The 18,907-nt window shown below is 49.1% G+C and carries 14 protein-coding genes; 13 read left to right on the forward strand and 1 reads right to left on the reverse strand.

Features of this window, described 5'->3' with window-relative positions; genetic code table 11:
* The first annotated feature begins 66 nt into the window (after positions 1-66).
* Positions 67-615, forward strand: coding sequence for a stage V sporulation protein T (gene spoVT / locus DWV73_RS10525; RefSeq protein WP_107001695.1), 549 nt, complete (start codon positions 67-69; stop codon positions 613-615).
* Between the two features lie 422 nt (positions 616-1,037).
* On the opposite strand, the gene DWV73_RS10530 is transcribed toward spoVT, so the two are convergent.
* Positions 1,038-2,366 carry a Na+/H+ antiporter NhaC family protein gene (locus DWV73_RS10530; RefSeq protein ID WP_117796660.1) on the reverse strand — a complete coding sequence of 443 codons (1,329 nt, stop codon included), beginning with the start codon at positions 2,364-2,366 and terminating at the stop codon, positions 1,038-1,040.
* 533 nt (positions 2,367-2,899) lie between these two features.
* Between DWV73_RS10530 and DWV73_RS10535 the strand changes: the two genes are divergently transcribed.
* The 12 genes from DWV73_RS10535 (at position 2,900) to ftsH (ending at position 18,393) form a co-directional block, all read left to right on the forward strand.
* Positions 2,900-3,175: an HU family DNA-binding protein gene (locus DWV73_RS10535; protein ID WP_022360642.1), complete on the forward strand. Its 276-nt coding sequence runs from the start codon at positions 2,900-2,902 to the stop codon at positions 3,173-3,175.
* 132 nt (positions 3,176-3,307) lie between these two features.
* Positions 3,308-3,547 (forward strand): RNA-binding S4 domain-containing protein, encoded by a 240-nt coding sequence (locus tag DWV73_RS10540; RefSeq protein ID WP_022346712.1) that lies wholly within the window; start codon positions 3,308-3,310, stop codon positions 3,545-3,547.
* Positions 3,548-3,585: 38 nt separating this feature from the next.
* Entirely contained in the window at positions 3,586-4,254 is a 669-nt protein-coding gene (locus tag DWV73_RS10545; protein ID WP_117796661.1) for a TetR/AcrR family transcriptional regulator, read from the forward strand.
* A 231-nt stretch (positions 4,255-4,485) separates the two neighbouring features.
* Complete coding sequence (locus DWV73_RS10550) at positions 4,486-4,719, forward strand: hypothetical protein (RefSeq protein ID WP_117796662.1); 234 nt, start codon at positions 4,486-4,488, stop codon at positions 4,717-4,719.
* A gap of 4 nt (positions 4,720-4,723) precedes the next feature.
* Complete coding sequence (locus DWV73_RS10555) at positions 4,724-11,626, forward strand: carboxypeptidase regulatory-like domain-containing protein (RefSeq protein ID WP_117796663.1); 6,903 nt, start codon at positions 4,724-4,726, stop codon at positions 11,624-11,626.
* An 85-nt stretch (positions 11,627-11,711) separates the two neighbouring features.
* Entirely contained in the window at positions 11,712-11,996 is a 285-nt protein-coding gene (gene yabP / locus DWV73_RS10560) for a sporulation protein YabP (RefSeq protein WP_022360387.1), read from the forward strand.
* Between the two features lie 10 nt (positions 11,997-12,006).
* On the forward strand, positions 12,007-12,405 hold the full coding sequence (gene yabQ / locus DWV73_RS10565) for a spore cortex biosynthesis protein YabQ (protein ID WP_022360388.1): 399 nt from the start codon (positions 12,007-12,009) through the stop codon (positions 12,403-12,405).
* A 7-nt stretch (positions 12,406-12,412) separates the two neighbouring features.
* Entirely contained in the window at positions 12,413-12,757 is a 345-nt protein-coding gene (locus DWV73_RS10570; protein WP_181986250.1) for a septum formation initiator, read from the forward strand.
* 166 nt (positions 12,758-12,923) lie between these two features.
* The gene (locus DWV73_RS10575; protein ID WP_117796664.1) at positions 12,924-14,342 is read left to right on the forward strand and encodes a SpoIIE family protein phosphatase; all 1,419 of its coding nucleotides are present in this window, start codon (positions 12,924-12,926) and stop codon (positions 14,340-14,342) included.
* Between the two features lie 276 nt (positions 14,343-14,618).
* Positions 14,619-16,010, forward strand: a complete 1,392-nt coding sequence (gene tilS / locus DWV73_RS10580) for a tRNA lysidine(34) synthetase TilS (RefSeq protein ID WP_242995795.1) — start codon at positions 14,619-14,621, stop codon at positions 16,008-16,010.
* Positions 16,003-16,527: a hypoxanthine phosphoribosyltransferase gene (gene hpt, locus DWV73_RS10585; RefSeq protein WP_022360393.1), complete on the forward strand. Its 525-nt coding sequence runs from the start codon at positions 16,003-16,005 to the stop codon at positions 16,525-16,527. The genes tilS and hpt overlap by 8 nt, the downstream gene beginning before the upstream one ends.
* Before the next feature lie 57 nt (positions 16,528-16,584).
* The gene (ftsH, locus tag DWV73_RS10590) at positions 16,585-18,393 is read left to right on the forward strand and encodes an ATP-dependent zinc metalloprotease FtsH (RefSeq protein ID WP_333549125.1); all 1,809 of its coding nucleotides are present in this window, start codon (positions 16,585-16,587) and stop codon (positions 18,391-18,393) included.
* Positions 18,394-18,907: the final 514 nt, after the last annotated feature.

The following is an 18,907-nucleotide window of genomic DNA, read 5'->3' on the forward strand; positions in this document are numbered from 1 at the left end:
CTGCATTTCCACATACTACCCATAAGACACACGATATGGCAAACGTGGTATGCAGGAGGAAGAATCATGAAAGCTACAGGAATTGTGAGAAGAATCGATGATCTGGGTCGCGTTGTCATCCCGAAAGAGATACGCCGGACGCTGCGCCTTCGGGAAGGGACGCCGCTTGAGATATTCACGGACCGCGAGGGCGAGATTATATTGAAAAAATATTCACCGATGGTGGAGCTGGCGGCATTTGCCGTGCAGTACGCGGAGGCGATGGCGCAGTCCACGGGGCTGATGGTCTGCATCGCGGACCGGGATCAGATCATCGCGGTATCCGGGGGACCAAAGAAGGAATATTACCAGAAGACGATCAGCCGGGCGCTGGAGCTGGCAGTCTCCGAACGTCAGAATATCTGTGCGGCGCGGGGAGAAAAAGCATTTATCCCGATCACCTCGGATGAGGTGGAGGAGAGCAGCGCCGAGGTAATTGTGCCGATTTTGAGCGAGGGAGATGCGATCGGGGCGGTGATTCTCCTCAGCCGGGAGGCAAAGCAGGCGCTTGGAGGGGCGGAGATGAAGCTGGCAGCGACGGCAGCCGGATTTCTGGGACGTCAGATGGAAGGATAAAAAAAGATAAATGAGATAAATCTGCCTGGAAACAGGCGGTGAGAGAAAAAAGAAGACGGGATCGATGGAAAACGTAAAGAGAGATAAAACTCCTGGGCGGTTGTCCATCGATCCTGTTTTTGATAGTCCTGTATTTGATAAAAACTTGTATTTGATATAACAGATATATCGAAAAACAGACGAAAGCGCAAGAAAGTTCACAGATACTCCATGATTTTTCACAGAAAAAGCACAGCAAGGCGCACGACAAACGCATGAGTAAATAAATTGTGAACACGCCCCCTTTTTTGTTAAAATTAAGAAAGAGAGGTTATATAGTGAAACTTCGAGATATTTCATAAAAGAGCTGTCTGATGACGAGAAAGTCGGACAGCTCTTCTTATGTTTAGCTTTTTATGTGTACAGTGGAAAGGGTTCCGCTGTTATTTTTTTGCTTTGACACGGTCTCCGCGCTCTGGAAGCAGAAAGATACAGATTAAAGAACTGATAAACAGCATGCTTGGATAGAACAGAAGCGGCATGACCTCAAAGGCAGACAGTTCATAGCCCAGCTCATGAACCGCCGATAATGCTACCAGCATCTGAGCACCGTAAGGCAGGATTCCCTGGGAGATACAGGAAAAGGTATCCAGAAGGGAGGCTGTCTTTCTGGCACTGATGCCATAATCTTCAGAAATTTCCTTTGCAATAGGGTTGGCCATAACGATAGCTACTGTGTTATTGGCAGTTGCGATATCCAGCAGGGTAACTAAAAGGCCGACACCAAACTGACCGCCGCGTTTTCCGCGGAAGATGCGATGAATAACGTTAAGAAGAACATCGAAGCCACCGTTTTCACGGATCAGTGCGCACATAGCTGCAACTAAGATGGCAACCATACTGGTCTCAAACATGCCGGAAGTGCCGGACCCCATGTTGGTAAGCATTTCCCAGGGAGTAGTCTGGCCGGAGCCCAGCATAATGATGGCACCGGATACGATTCCGACTAACAGAACGACAAATACCTGAATACCGGCAATGCCGCCTGCTAATACCAGAAGATAGGGGATCAGCTGAATCAGGTTGTATGGTTTTATGATGGCAGCTCCCGGATCCTGATGGAAGGAAACGACCAGGATAAGTGCCAGGGAAGCGATGGCAGCCGGAAGTGCGATGCCGAAGTTCTCACGGAATTTATCCTTCATAGCACATCCCTGACCGTTGCAGGCTGCGATGGTTGTATCGGAGATGAAAGAGAGATTATCTCCAAACATGGCACCGCCGATGACAGATGCGACGCAAAGGGCCAGAGAGAAACCAGAGGTCTCAGATACGGCAGTGGCAATCGGAACAATCAGGGTGATGGTTCCAACGGAGGTTCCCATGGAAGTAGAGACAAAGCACGCTACCACAAAGAGAACAGCAACGGAAAAACGGGCCGGGATAAGAGACAGCATCAGATAAGCAACGCTTTCAGCACTGCTTCGTCCTACGACACCGACAAAGGTTCCGGCTGTCAGGAAGATGAGAAGCATGGTGATGATGTTCTTATCTCCGATGCCTTGCCCCATCAGCTCCAGTTTCCGGTCAAAGGAAAGAGAACGGTTCTGGAAACAGGCCGTCAGGATCGCAAGCATAAATGCGACAACAATCGGAATGTTGTAAAAGCCCATCGGGATCTTCATGATATATTCTGACCAGATTCCTAGCCCCAGATAAAAGATCAGAAATACAGCGATAGGCAGAAGGGAAGATAGTTTTTGCTTTTTCATAATAATTTTCAGCCTTTCTATATGTTTGCCGTAATAGACCGGATATACATTATTTGATCTTACCATAAGAATGGGATTCAGGCAAGTAAAGAAGACAGTGTAACTGTAACGAAAAGGTTGACGAAAGCCTGTAAAAACGATATTCTGAAAGACGGAGAAAAGCATGCAAAAACGATAGAAAATATGATCGGAAATGTGATAAAAGCACAAGGGATTTCACAGATACTACACGGGTTTTCACCAAAAAATCACAGTGTGAAGTGCTTGCGTGTGCTTCACACTATGATTTTGGCGATGCTTCGCATTTAAAATCGGAATAATCTGCTGCCTAAACGGCATCGTACGGAATTTTCAGTTTAGAAAATTCCTATTTGCGAGTCGTAACGATTGTCGGTTCGGAATGTGAGGAAAAGTGCAAAAAACCTTGACAAAGCAAGGAGAAATGTATATAAATGTAAAGTAAGATTTGCGGGCATGTACGAAGAAAACTAAGAGGATTCATGTGCAAAGATATAAGCTAGGAGGAATATACGATGAACAAGACAGAATTAATCGCAGTTGTAGCTGAGAAAGCAGAGCTTTCCAAGAAAGACGCAGAGAAGGCAATCAAGGCTTTCACAGATGCAGTATCCGAGGAACTGGTTAAGGGCGGAAAGATTCAGCTGGTTGGCTTTGGTACTTTTGAGGTAGCTGAGAGAGCAGCTAGAGAGGGAAGAAACCCGAAGACCGGCGAGACCATGCCGATCGCAGCTTCCAAGACTCCGAAGTTCAAAGCTGGTAAAGCATTAAAGGATATGGTAAACGCATAATTATCTCAGACATATATGTGTGACAGACAGCCCTTCGTGATGAAATATCATGGAGGGCTTTAGTATTATAGGAGCGAAGGGATTCCGCCAGGATATGAAAGTGCCCTGCAAGGGGGTATGGAAAGGAAAAATATGAGGCTAGATAAGTATTTGAAAGTGTCCCGCATCATCAAGAGAAGAACCGTAGCCAATGAAGCGTGTGACAGCGGACGAGTGATGCTGAATGATAAAGTGGCAAGAGCCAGTGCAGAGGTTAAGGTTGGGGATGTGATTGAAATTGCCTTCGGCAATAAATCGGTGAAGGTCCGCATTACAAGCGTACAGGAGACCATCCGCAAGGAAGATGCCAAAGAAATGTTTGAATACCTGTAAAAATCCAAGAGACGTCAGTAAAAGGCGCGGAGGACGAAATGCCAAGAAATATAGAGCGGGATGAAAAAGAGGCGATGCGCCGGAAAGAACAGCTGATGGAAGCTGGATTCAGGCTGTTTTCGCAATATGGGATCGAGAATGTCAGTTTACAGAGGGTGGCGGACGCTGCGGAAGTGGGCGTTGCGACCCTATATAACTATTATCAGACGAAGGTCAAGCTTGTGATAGCGATCAGCGGAAAAATCTGGGGCGATCTCTGGAAGGAGATTCTGGAAGAAAAGGGACCGGAGATATTTGAATCATTCACGGCGTATCAGTACATTGAGTTTTATACGGACCAGATCATCCGGATTTATCGGGAACGCCCGGAAATACTCCGGTTCAGTAATAACTATAAAAACTTTATCTCCCGGGAGAAAGTCAAGGGGGAAGCGCTGGCTGAACATCTGGATGTTTTGAAGCCGGCAGGAGCGCTGTATCATAAGTTCTATGAGCAGGCGAGGAGCGATAAAAGCATCCGGACCGATATCCCGGAGCAGCAGTTATTTACAAGCGTTGCGATTGCGATGCTGGCGGTGGCTGAGCGCTATGCACAGGGAATTGTGTGGGCGGACGATCACAAGGAAGACCACACGCAGGAACTGGAATTTTTAAAAGGAATGCTCCTGACATGGTGCAGAACCCCGGAGAACCTGGGAAAACAATGATATAAAGAACGGAAATAAAAAAAGAAGTCAAGAGAATGAGGTGCCCCCTCAAAGTTAGACTTTTACGAGACGACTTCGGTCGTCTCGTTTTTCTTTATGCGCTTAAAAGAACAGATTCTGTCTTGAATTTGTGAGAGTTGATTATTATAATATAAATATAGTGACGACTCATTTGTGTATACACACTTTATGACGGATAATCAACATTTCGAGAATGAGAGGAAAAAGCGTATGAGAAGGAGAAAAAGAAGAATCCTGGCAGCAGGAATGGTGGTAGTGATAACGTGCAGTTCATATGGCTCTGTGCCTAGAGTTTATGCGAACACGAATTTTTATCAGATCAGGGAGATCGAGAGTTTATCGGAACAGGTTCTGTATCAGAAAGTTCCCTATGGCACCCGGTATCAGGATCTGGAGATGCCGGACAGCATAGACGTTTTTGTCAGCGGGGGGGGGGCAAAATGAAGATGTGCCTGACGCAGGGAACGATGAGAATGTAGCTGCGTTTGCCAACCGCACAGATGATGATGCCGTGCTGGAAAAACTGGACAGCGAAGAGAAGGGAGAAAACGAAGATACCGAAGGAAAAGATGCTGGAGAGAATAGCAAAGACAAAAGCGAAGGTGGAGAGGGCTTAGAGAAAGCGGAATCCGGTTCAGGTGAACAGGGAGATTCTGGGAAAGATGGAAATTCGGCGGAAAATGGGGACTCTCAGGATGAAAATGCAAATCCGGGGAACGGTGAATCCGATGAGAAAGACGATTCCGGTAAGACAGATTCTGGTTCTTCAGGTGGAAATGCAGATTTGAATGAAGAGGGCAGTTCTTCGAACGGAAAAACGGATGAACCGAGGGAAGATGTCAAGACGGATGAGAAGACCGAGGAAGAGATTGACGAAAAGGAAGGTTTCTGGCGAAAAGTAAAGGTGCGCTGGGTTCTGGATGCAGAAGAGAGCCAGGCATCCCGTTATGATGGAGAAAATCCGGGTATCTACCTGTTCCGTGCAGAGCTGAAAAGCAGCAATTATGAGGTAGATGAGGACGAACTTCCAGTGATCCAGATCACGGTCCTGGAAGAAGAGCAGGCGAAAACGACGCTGGAATTTGCACCGTTGGAAGAATCCATCGCCGATCAGCTTCTCCCGCTGGGAAGCAAGGAATCCGACATCCGGTTCCCGGAGACTCTTACCGTGCGTGAGACGATGGGAGAAGAAACCACCGAGCGGACTTTGTCGGGTATCACGTGGAAACTGGATGCGGAAAACAGCGACTATTCTGAATTTCAGGGCGGACTGGCACCGGAGGACTATTTTGACCGCTTCGATGAGGACGGTGAACCAGAAGAAACTGAAGAAAAGACCTGGGAGGGCTACGATAAAGCCAATGAAGAATACAATGGGGCGATCTATACCTATATTCCGGTGATTCCGGAAAGCGAAGAGATACCGGAAGACACTGCTTTGCCGGAGATCCATGTGCAGGTGGGAGACGCGGGGATTGCGTTGTATGCAGATGAAGGAATCACGGGAAAAGGTACGAAAGAGTATCCCTATGTGATTTGTAATGTAAAACAGTGGTTTACTGTTATGGGTGAAAACCAAAAGAATCAATATAATGGAAATCAATCCTCTGGTGTAAGTAAATATATTAGATTGGGGGCTGATATCGATCTAAGCGGTGAGTCGTGGGAGTCAAGAACACTAACGGCTGGTTTAGATGGTAATGGATATGAGCTGAGTGGAATTTCGCAGCCGTTGTTTAATGTTTTGGCGGGAACTGTTAAAAATTTGATTTTGTCCAATGTGACCATTACGGGAGATGGAAAGCATGTAGGAGCGATTGCGAGAACTGTAGGTGCTGATTCGCAGATTGAAAATTGTTATATCAGTGGCAGTCTTGCTACTACAGGAAATTGTGCCGCAGGTGGATTAATTGGACAGGTTCAGTCGGGGACGCTGGAAATTCAAAATTGTATTGTTAATGCAGAGATTGAAAACAAAGATAATAATAATAGGGAGTCTTTAGCTGGAGGCTTGGTTGGTTCGGTTAAAGTGAAAAATGGCACGCAGTTGAATATTATGAACTGTATTGCAATGGGAAGTGTTTCGACAAATTCAGGTCGCGGTGCAGGTGGATTAGTTGGTGGACAAGGAAAAACAGTTACAATTAATAAGAGCGCAGCATTGCAAGAAGAGATTTCCACAAACAGTTCGCAATACTATGTAGATAGAATTTTTGGCTATTTCGGTGATTATCAAGTTCATGTAGTTGGTGGACGAAATTTCGCCTATCAGGGTATGAGGGTTAAATGTGGTGAAACCCTTCTTGATAAAGAGAATGATAAAGATAGAAAATGGCCAGAGTTGCATCGTGGCGAGAGTGTTTTCAAACCAGACCTTTTAACAACCAATTTCTGGAAAAACACGATTGGCTGGGGAAGTGATGCGGAAAACTGGGAATTTGCCGCTAATCAGCTTCCGACGCTAAAGATGCAAAGAGATAATAAAGAAGTAATTATATTCTCCGGCACAGACATACCAGAGTATCTTGAGGCAACCGAGATAAAAACAGGCTCAGTAAAGTCTGGAGAAACCGGAATCGCAGACGCGGAGATTACTTTTAAGAAGGGCAGCAGCGAGAAAAAGGTGAAAACGGATTCAGAAGGAACCTTTTGCATTGATCTTGCCAATGGAGACTATGACGTAACGATCAAAAAGACTGGATATCTTACGGTTAAGAAAAAAGTTACGATTTCGGATGCCGATCCAGAAGCTCTTGATTTCACCATGGAAACAAACCCGGTTTCCATGATTTCGGGACAAACGGTGACAGGAACTTTCCAGACAACAGATGCGGACACCGCCATGGCAGATGGAGAGATTGCGCTTACGTATACCGGAAATGAAGATTTACGGTTGGAGGATTTTAAACTTTCATCCGAGGAAGATGGAACGGCATATGACGGAGTTACACTTCTTGCAGTGAATACTGAAAATGGAACTAGCAGTATTAAGATTCAATTTGCTAAATCGCTGAATCTTGGCAATACGAATGAAATAACCTTATATGTCCATTACAAGGGAAGTTCGATTGGTTCGATTGTGCTGAAAAAAGAGGTAAACCTTGTTCGGCTTGCGGCACCTGAGAATGTCAAATGGGATGAGATAGTAAAAGGAAAGGCCGTCTGGCGTCCGGTTACGAATGCATTGGGTTATAAAGTACAGCTCTATAAGGATGGTTCAGCACTGGGGGGTCCGGTAACACTTGGGGCGGATACAGCTGGTTACGATTTTACCGCCCAGATTGCAGAGGGCGGAATCTATACGTTTGGAGTTCAAGCAACGGGAGATGGTTCAACCTATGGTGACAGCGAGGAGACGAAGAGTGGAAATTATGAATTTTCAGAGCAGACCTTAGAGGATGTCAAAACAGCGGCACGGGCAGCGCTGCAGGCGATGACAGTGACAAATGAGACAACAGCGAATGAAATTTTGCAGGTTGTACAGAACGTTATCACAAATCAAAAAATTCATGCGGACTGGTCCGCTGAAGAAGGGTTCCATCTAACACCAGCAACGGATGGCAAAGAACCGGGACAAAACGGAAGTATCACGGGAATGATTGTTTTGAGCGATACCTCTGAGGGCGCGTCAACAGAAACAATCGAAATAAATCTTCCAATCGCGGCGAAGTATGCAATTACCTTTGCATCCGGACGCCAGGATTCACAGGGAGATGCGCCGACCCTGGGAAATGCCGCAGCCGGAACTGTGATTACGCTTCCGGAGAATACCTTTAAGGTATATGGCATGAATTTTAAAGGCTGGAGTGACGGAAGTACTACATATGCCAGCGGTGCAGATTATACAATGCCAAATAGAAATGTAGCATTTAAGGCGGTATGGGTGCAGGATCAGTGGGATGGAATAACGGCTGTGGAACCGACCAAAGACGAACATGGTTATTATCAAATTAGTACAGGGGCAGAGCTTGCGTATTTTAGAAATACGAAGATTTCAAACTGGAAAGCGAAACTGATGTGCGATATTGATATGGGCGGTCACGAGTTTACTTCGATTCCTAATGCCGGAGCTGAATTTGATGGATGCGGACATATGATTCGAGGCTTGAATGCGGTCGGCGAAGTTTATGTGGGATTGTTTCGAGCAATTTCTTCGAATTGTGAAATTAAGAATCTGACCATAGAAAATGCGGTGGTTAAAGCTTCCCGCGATGGGGCGAGAGTCGGCATCCTGGTTGGTGATGTATATGGTTCTCTGACGGTAGAAAATTGTTACGTCAGTGGAACAATCGAAACTGCAGATGGAACGAATAAGATTGAATCGGCAGGTGGTTTGATTGGAAATGTAAGGGGGAAGTATAATTATTCGGTAAATATTAAGTCCTGCTATGCAGATGCTGAAATCAAGGGAACCGCCAGCAGTGGCTTTGCAGGTGGTTTGGTCGGTTGGACCGGTGGAAGTACAACAATTGACAACAGCTATGCAGTTGTGGATATGGACGTTGAAGCGGGAAATTCTATTGGCGGACTGGTAGGATGCGGAAATGACAGTAAAGTAAAGATCTCCCACAGCTACGCGGCAGGCGAAGCTCTGCCCAAAAATCCCATTGGCGCATCCGTGGCAGGCATTTCCGCCAACGGTTCGATTTCCTCTTGTGTCAGCATTTTCCCGGAGATGCGATCGCTCAACCGGATTGGCGGAACAACGGGAAGCTGCCGGGATAACTACGGCTTTGCCGGCACAGTTGCGAGAAAATCAGATGGAACGATTTTGACCCCGGATCCAGATACGATGGGGGCAGACAAGCTATATGGAGCGGACGCAACGGCGGAAGACCTGAAAGATCCGGAATTTTATAAAAAGCTGGGCTGGAATTTTGATTCTACCTGGACGATGGATTCAACCGGCGAGTATGCTTTCCCGATTCTGAAAAACCAGACTTTACGTCCGGATCTGACGCTGGATCTGACACCTTCGGTTACCGGAATTACGCTGGATAAGACCAATGAGACGATTTACCCGAGAGGAAGCGTCCGGCTCACTGCGACCGTCGATGTGGTAAACGGAGCGTCCAGAGATGTGGAGTGGAAAAGCAGTGATCCGGCAGTCAAGGTAGAGGACGGACGGGTAACTGCTGCGGATGTGGCAAAAGCGGGAATCTATACGATCACGGCCACCAGCGTGGCGGATTCTTCCAAGGAGGCAGTATGCAATCTGACAGTTGATACGGCGGAGCACACCGTTACAGTAGAACGGGAGAATACGATAAACTCCCTGAATGCAGTCGTGAAAGCGTATGCATCCATGGATGATGCAAAAAAGGGAACAAATCCAATTCCTACGACAGGTAGTGAAACTAGTACATTTACATTTTCACAGAAAGCCGGAGAAAAAGTTTACCTTGCATTTACGGGTCTGGATCGGGATGATATCGTAAGCAAAGTAACAATTACCGATGGGAATGATTCAAATGTGGATGCGGCAATTTGCAATCTGGAGAATCCAACGGTGTATTGCTTTACGATGCCGTGTTCAAATGCCTCCGTACAGGTTTCCTATGCGGAAAATATGAACGCGTACCAGTACACCTGGTTCGTAGGGCAGGAATGGGGTACCTGGGGAACAACGGCAGCCTTTGAAACCAGGGAGTGGAGTGGAGGCGACCATATTGGTTCTCTGAAAGTAACAAAGATTATCAATGGCAAGCGGTTTAAAGAATTTAATATAAAATCAATGTCGCTGTATAAGAAAGGTTCAGTTACACCGAACAAGGTAAATAGTAGAGCAGAACTTAAAAAGAACGGCGATTATTACATCGAAAAAGATAATACAACCGGTCTCCCGACTCTCTATGTATACTTAGATGGACCGGGCATGGTAGCTGTGGATATCGAGGTCCAGGATGATCTGAATGCAGTATTTTCAATTACGCAGAAGCTGGAAAGCAGTTCTTATTATACGTTGGACAAGATTACGGCAAAAGCCGGGGAGCTGGTAACGGCGACCTTGACAGATGCAGGTGTTGAGCAGATGAAGGAGATGCAGAACAAGAATGCATGCCTTACATACAGCGGTGGTTTACTTATAGTTGTTTACCCGCCGAAATTTACCGAATCAGGCGGCAAATGGACCGCTTCCTTTAAGATGCCGGCGCAGGATGTTGAGACACATGTGTATTTTGGGGACAAAGATAAGGTTGCACTGAATGGTACGGATAAAGAGGTTGATTACGATGGCACGCCGAAGTCTGTTGGGGATGGAATTCAGGCAACCATAGGCGAATATGATCTTTCGGAACAGTTTCAGGGTCAGTATGAGGTGCACTATGAAGGTGTGAATGGAACCGTTTATTCCAGCATGACACCGCCGACCAATGCGGGAATGTATTCCTGTAGGATTAAGATCCCGGACAGTAACGTAAATTATAAGAGTGATCCGATTACAGTGCGCCTGACGATCAAAAAAATAGGAACAAAGACCCCGAAAGCACCGCAGGCAGCAGCGTGGACAGACACCAGCGTGACCCTGAAAGCGCCGTCTGCATTTGTGGATGGAACCGCGATTCCGGCGGGATATGAACTGGAATACTGCGCGGATCAGGGAGAATGGCAGGATTCACCGGTATTTACCGGGCTGACACCGGAAACAACTTACAAGTTCTATGTGAGACTCAAAGAGGGTGTTAATACGATGGCATCAGCAGCCAGCGAGGCGGTCGCGGTCCAGACAAAGAAAGCATCGTCTGCCCCGTCCAATCCGACGAAACCGGATCCATCGAATCCGACCCCGTCTACTCCAGGCAATCCGCAGGGAACGGCCACTTCCGGCCGCGACAGAAGTACCAGCACATGGGTAAAAGAGAGCACCGGATGGCGCTACCGCCTGTCAAATGGTACATATCTGTCGGGAAGCCTGGTCCTAGATCCGGCGACCGGCAGGCAGGTTGAACAGGTTGTGTGGAAACAGCTCCGGGGCGCATGGTGGGCGTTTGGAGCCGACGGATATATCCGGACGGGCTGGGTCTATGATTACAGCGCAGGCGAATGGTACTATGTGGACGAAAACACAGGCATGCGGACGGGCTGGTATCTGGATCCGCAGGACGGCAGATGGTATTATCTGGATCCGGCAACGGGAGAGATGCTGACGGAGTGGCAGCTGATTCCGGATTTAGGATATGTATACTTAAATCCGTATGCACCGCAGCCGACCTGGGCGTATGATGAAGCATTAAAAACCTGGGTTTACATGGAGGGTGCAGGGCGTCCATACGGCTCCCTTTATATGGCTGAGTGGACACCGGACGGCTATTATGTAAATGCAGACGGTGTCTGGGAACCGGCCAGATAATCATTCATAAACCGGAAAACCTCCCAATATATTTAACAATAGGCAGCTATAGGCTATAAGTTAGATAAATTGGGAGGTTTTTTGCATGGAAGAAAAATTGGATGCCAGACCTCACAAGCTGGAGCTTCTGAACCGGGAAAAGGGGAGTGTGACGGGGATCCAGGATGTGGTGTCATTTGATGAGAACCAGATGATTCTCGATACAAACATGGGGCTTCTGACGGTGCGTGGGAAGGCGCTGCATGTGAGCCGTCTGACGTTGGAAAAGGGCGAAGTGGATATTGAGGGCGAGTTTGAAAGCTTTTCGTATTCCTGCAACGAGTCCCACCGGAAATCGCAGGAGTCGTTCTTTGGACGGCTGTTTCGTTAGGCGGTGGCGGATGAGCGGGACGGTGAGAGGGGAAATATGGCTGCTTGGCGGCAGTGTGTGTACGGGAATCGCGCTGATGATGATGTATGACGGGCTTAGGATCTTCCGGTGGCTGGTACGGCACGGCTCATTTTGGACAGGCATGGAGGATGCGGCGTATTGGCTCTTTGCCAGCTTTGCGACGTTCCGGCTTTTGTTCGGGCAGAATGACGGAGTTCTGCGCGGCTATGCGGTGGCGGGCGTGCTCGGCGGCATGGTGTTTTATGACCGGACGGGCAGCCGTCTTTTGTTTGCGGTATTGAAAAAATGCAGCGGATGGATTAAAATGAAAAGAAGAGGCAAAAAAAGCCAGAAGACCGGAAAGAAACGTACAACAAGGGGACAGGCAGAAAACATGGAAAGGAAGTGAGATGAGAATGCGTAGACAGATGTCGGAAGGCAGACCGGGTGGAAATGTGCGGAAAAAGAAAAAGGATAATTTAAACAACCGGATGGCGCTGGTGGGCGTTACGATGGTAGTGCTGAGTCTGGCGGTTGCCGTGCACATCAAGGGCATCGATCTCAAGGAAAAGGATAGGAGTTATTCAATTCGTGAGGAAAATCTGGAGGCGCAGGTTGCGAAAGAAGAAGAACGTGCCAAACAGCTTGAGGAATACCGCGTATACGTGCAGACCAAGCAGTATATCGAGAAGGTAGCGAAGGAGAAGCTGGGGCTTGTAAACCGCAATGAGATCCTGCTCAAGCCGTCGAATCCGAATTAGACTTGCAGCACATCATAGAATGCCTGGAGTATGGCACACGGGGGAGCAGTGTTCATAGATAGGTCGGAAAATGTCGAAGTTTTCCCTGGTTTTGCTCTGTCCGTTTGACAAATATTTCTCTCCAGCCTGTATATAATGGCGTTATACAGGTTAGGAGGGATTTTTTGTGCTTAAACGGAGAACTTTACATAGAGATATGGCGGATGTCAACGTCTACACGGCAAGACGTTTAAAGAGCATGGCACTGTCGCTGGGCGGTCTGGCGCAGGCGTTTGCGGATGAGATCGGCGGGCAGGGGCATCTGACGAAGGAGGACGGGCTGGCGGCAATGCAGACGGCGGCGTCGGCGGTATGCGGCGATTGTACACGGTGCAACCTGTATTATGGCAGCCGCCGGGACGACAGTTATTATCTCTATTATCTGCTTCGGACGTTCGAGCAGAAAGGGAAAATCGACCTGGAGGACATGCCTCGCCTGTTTCATGAGATCTGTTCCCAGAGAGAGGCATATTTGCGGGAATTGAACCGGAGTCTCGGGCGGGCGACGATGAATCTGGGGTGGAAAAACCGTTTTCTGGAAAGCCGGGACGCGGTGATCGTCCAGTTCCGGGAGCTGGCGGCGATTCTGGAGGAATTTTCCAACCAGATGGAACAGGCGGCGGATGTGACGGCATCTTGGGAGGAGATGCTTTCAGGGATGCTCCGCAGAAGCCATCTGCGCGTGGACAACATGCTGGTGCTTCAATATGAAAATCAGCAGAAGGAGGCGTTTCTCACACTCCGCAGCGTCAACGGGCGATGCATGACGGCGCGGGATGTGGCGGAACTTCTGGGACGCGCGATCGCCGGAAGCCACTGGAGTGTGGCGAAAGACAGCAAAAGCCTGATCACCCGCAATGCGGCGACCTTCCGTTTTGTGGAAGAAGGTAAATACCGGGTGGTGTACGGCATGGCGTGCAGCCCCAGGGAGGGTGAACCGATTTCAGGCGATACGTGTACGGTGCAGACCGGACTTCCGGGGCAGGTGATTATGAGCCTGTCGGACGGCATGGGAAGCGGCAGAAGCGCCAGTGAGGACAGCGAGAAGGTCATTGAGCTGACCCAGCGCTTGCTGGAGACGGGATTTTCGGCACGATCGGCGCTCAAATTGGTAAATACGGTGCTTTTGCTGGCAGGCACGGAGCAGAATCCGGCAACAATCGATCTATGTTGTATCGATCTGGGGACAGGTGTGCTGGAAGCGATGAAGCTGGGCGCGGTGCCGACCTTTATTCTGGGGCGTGAGGGTGTTGAGTTTCTGGAAGCAGGCGGACTGCCGATGGGAATTGTACAGAACGCGGAGCCGGTTCTGATGTCGCGGAAAATGTGGGACGGCGAGAAAATCATTATGATAAGCGACGGTATTCTCGAAGCGATGCCGGGGGAACACAAGGAAGAGACGTTCATGGAATTTGTATCAAACCTTTCCGGCGGCAACCCGCAGGAACTGGCAGAACAGATCCTGGCGTTTGCGTCCGGGCTTTCGGACGGGGGTGTGGTGGATGACTGTACAGTGTTGGTCGGGACGGTGCTGGAACGTGGGTAGTTACTGTTTACGGGTAGGCACTTTTGGAACCGAAAGTGCCGTAAGAAAACGCGGTGGCAGCAGGAATTTGCCGTATTTAAATGCGAAGCCACGGCAAATTCCGTTACTGGGCACGTATGCGTGAACAGTAACCGTGGGTAAACGGTAGAATCTGGCAGGTTGAGAAATAAGGGGAGATCCGTTATACTGTGAAGGTATTGAACAGTTACGAGTGGATTTATTTTTAAGAGGGATAAAAAGAAATATAAAAGAATGCAGAAACAAACAGAAATTTATATGAGACAAAATCATATGGCCAGGCCGGGGGATGGCGTTCTGGTCGGTTTATCCGGGGGAGCGGATTCCGTCGGTCTTTTGCTGGTGCTCTGGAAGCTGCGGGAGACGTTTCAGATTTCCCTGCGGGCGCTCCATGTCCATCACGGGCTGCGCGGCGCGGAGGCGGATCGGGACGCGGCATTTTCACGGATGCTGTGTGAACGGCTGGAAGTTCCTTTTTATGAGTTCCGTATCGATGCGGCGAAAGAGGCGCTTGACCGGAAATGTTCCGTCGAGGAGGCGGGACGGCAGGCGCGGTACCGCCTGTATGAGGAGACGGCGCTTGCGTGGGAGGAAGAGATGTGTCCGGATTTGACATCGGAGAATGCGGGGGAAAAAGAGGCGGCAGCCGCCCGGGTTCACATCGCCACCGCCCACCATGCGGATGATAATGCGGAAACGGTTCTTTTTAACCTGTTCCGCGGAAGCGGTCTGACCGGGCTTTCCGGCATTGCTCCGGTGCGGGGGCGCATCATCCGTCCTCTTCTCTGGGCGCGGCGAAGCGAGATTCAGACCTGGCTGCGGCAGCAGGGACAGGACTGGGTCGAGGACTCGACGAACCAGGAGAGTGAATACAGCCGCAATTGGCTTCGGAATGAACTGCTTCCGGCGGTAGAAGAGCGCCTGAATGCACAGGCAGTCCGTCATATCGACCAGGCGGGCAGACGCATCCGGCAGGCAGATGCCTATCTGGAAGAGGTGGCAGAAGAATGGCTTCAAAAGCATGCACCGGACGGAAAGGCGGATGCCAAAGCGCTGGCAGAACAGGCGGAGATTGTGCAGGGTTATATCGTGCGGCGGCTGTTTTTAAAGAGCAAAATGCCGCTCTGGGACGTGACGGAGACGCATGTGCAGGCGGTTCGGGAACTTCTGTACCAGGGAACCGGAAAGAGTATTTCGCTGCCGCATGGGTTCCGGGCGGTAAATATATATGGATTTCTTGAAGTGCGCCCGCTTAGTCATCCAGGGGAAAGAAAAGGGGGTTTGCTTCCGGGCATCCAGAATGAGAATCTTTTGCAGATGCATACTTTCCCCTGTGAAAATGGGGATGAATTTCCGAAAAACCAGTATACGAAATGGTTTGACTATGATAAAATAAAAGGTACCTTATCGCTGAGACACCGGCAGCCGGGGGATTACCTGACATTGCCGTCCGGCGGTCGGAAGACGCTGAAATCCTGGATGATCGATGAGAAAATTCCGAGACAGGAGCGGGAGGAAATCTGGCTTTTGGCGGAAGAAAAACATATCCTGTGGATAGTGGGGCACCGGATCAGCGCATATTATAAGATAACAGAACAGACAAAAACCATCCTTGAGGTGGAATTTAACGGAGGAAAAAGCAGTGGCTGATAAGATTCGTGTATTATTAACGGAAGAAGAAGTAAACAAGAAGATCAGTGAAGTGGCAGCACAGATCAACAAAGATTATGAGGGAAAGGAAGTCCACCTGATCTGTATCTTAAAGGGCGGCGTATTCTTTACCTGTGAACTGGCAAAACGCCTGACTATTCCGGTTTCCCTGGATTTCATGTCTGTATCCAGCTACGGTTCCGACACCAAGTCAAGCGGTGTGGTAAAGATTATCAAGGATCTGGACGAGCCGCTGGAGGGCAAGAATGTCATCATCGTGGAGGACATCATCGATTCCGGACGCACCCTGGCATATCTGATCGAGGTATTAAAACAGAGAAATCCGAAAAATATCGAGCTGTGCACCCTGCTTGACAAGCCGGAGCGCCGTGTGAAAAAACAGGTTCAGGTTAAATATACCTGCTTTACAATCCCGGATGAGTTTGTCGTAGGTTACGGCCTGGATTACGATCAGAAATACCGCAACCTGCCGTACATCGGTGTTGTGGAAGTATAAGGAGGAAGCCAGTTGAAACAACGTCAGTCGATGGGAGGCGTGGGGCTTCTGATCCTCATGCTGCTCGTTATCATGTTTTTCTCGTTGAAAGTCCCTGGAATGGCGACGGAGCGGGAATTAAGCTATCCGGAGTTCATGGTATATCTGGAAAATAAGACCGTAGAGAGTGCACAGATCCGCCCGAACCGCGAGGTGCCGACCGGTGAGGTTGTTTTTGAGACAACCTCCGGCGACCGGGAGGAATTCAATGTGCTGGACGTGAAGGAAGTAGAGATGGCGCTTCGCAAGGCGGGGGTTCCGTACACGACCACCAGCGTCCGCCAGGACAGCTATTTTATGACGGTGATCCTGCCGATCGCTTTGTCCGCAGGCGTCCTGATTTTCCTGTTTATGTTTATCAATTCCCGTTCCGGCGGCGGGGCAAATGCCAAGATGATGAATTTTGGACGCAGCCGTGCCCGGATGGTATCGACCAGCAAGGTCAACTTTACCAAGGTTGCCGGTCTGGAAGAGGAGAAGGAGGAACTGGAGGAGATCGTAGATTTCCTGAAAAATCCGCAGAAATACACCGGTGTCGGGGCGCGCATCCCGAAAGGCGTGATCCTAGTCGGACCTCCAGGAACTGGTAAAACCTTGCTTGCTAAGGCCGTAGCGGGCGAGGCGGGTGTCCCGTTCTTCTCGATTTCCGGTTCGGATTTTGTTGAAATGTTCGTCGGTGTCGGTGCATCCCGTGTCCGCGACTTGTTTGAGGAAGCCAAGAAAAATGCCCCGTGTATTGTCTTTATCGATGAGATCGATGCGGTTGCCAGACAGCGTGGTACCGGCATGGGCGGCGGCCACGACGAGCGCGAGCAGACGCTCAACCAGCTCCTGGTTGAGATGGATGGTTTCGGCGTCAATGAGGGCATCATTGTCATGGCGGCGACGAACCGCGTGGATATTCTCGACCCGGCGATTCTGCGTCCGGGCAGATTTGACCGAAAGGTGGCAGTCGGACGACCGGATGTCAAGGGTCGCGAGGAGATTCTCGGCGTCCATACGAAAGAAAAACCGCTGGGCGAGGATGTGGATTTACACCGCATCGCGCAGACAACCGCTGGATTTACCGGAGCCGATCTGGAAAACCTGATGAATGAGGCGGCGATCAATACCGCAAAAGAGGGACGTAAGTTCCTGACCCAGACGGATATTGAGAAAGCCTTTATTAAAGTGGGAATCGGCGCTGAGAAGCGCAGCAAGGTAATTTCCGAAAAAGATAAGAAGATTACCGCATACCATGAGGCGGGTCATGCGATTCTGTTCCATGTCCTCCCGGATGTGGGACCAGTTCATACCGTTTCGATCATTCCGACCGGTGTCGGTGCGGCAGGCTATACGATGCCGCTTCCAGAGCAGGATGAGCTTCATATGACGAAGGGCAGAATGCTTCAAAATATCATGGTTTCGCTGGGCGGACGAATCGCCGAGGAGATTATCTTTGACGACATCACGACCGGCGCTTCCCAAGATATCAAGCAGGCGACCTCGATGGCGCGCGCGATGGTAACCGAGTATGGTATGTCAGAGAAACTGGGCATGATCAACTACGGCGGCGACAACAACGAGGTCTTTATTGGCCGCGACCTGGCGCATACGAGAACCTACAGCGAGGAAGTGGCGAGCGAGATCGACAGCGAGGTAAAGCGCATCATCGATGAGTGCTACGCCAAGGCAAAACGGATCATTCTCGACCATGAAGATGTGCTTCATTCCTGCTGTGCCCTGCTGATGGAGAAAGAGAAGATCGGTCAGGCTGAGTTTGAAGCGCTGTTCCAGGATGGAGAAAAGCCGTCAGGGGAAGCTGAAACTCCGGTGACAGAAGCATAAAAAGTTCAAAGCATGAAACAGGTCTGGAAATAAGCCTGAAAAAAGGTGCCAGTCAGCTGCCAGAATGTGCGGGAGACATCCCGGACAGCCATCGGATAGATGGAAATGGCAGTGGTGGCACCTTCTTTTATGCAAATTTCAGGCGGATTTTGTTGGACATTTCGGGAGAGAGTGCTGATTTGCACAAAAAAGAAATCGAAATAAAACGATGTTTGTGCACACTTATTTTCACTCCTATGCTATTATAATAGACGTAACCCCCCCCAATACATTATATAGTTTTTGCTACACCCCATAAAACGAAATACCTTCTCCTAAAAAGGTCAGCTACCCCGCTGACCTTTTTTATTTCATAGGAAATTACGTACTATGAAACAAAAAACGCTCCGCGAGGATGCACACTCGCGCGAAGCAGAAACATGTCGCAAGCGACCGCGCTCGGCGCGAGAATGTGCCAAGGCACATTCTTTTTTATTACCTAAAATTAGGGGCGTGAAAATAACTTGTGTAATTT

It is taken from the genome of Clostridium sp. AF12-41 (assembly GCF_003461685.1).
Taxonomy (GTDB): domain Bacteria; phylum Bacillota; class Clostridia; order Lachnospirales; family Lachnospiraceae; genus Otoolea; species Otoolea fessa.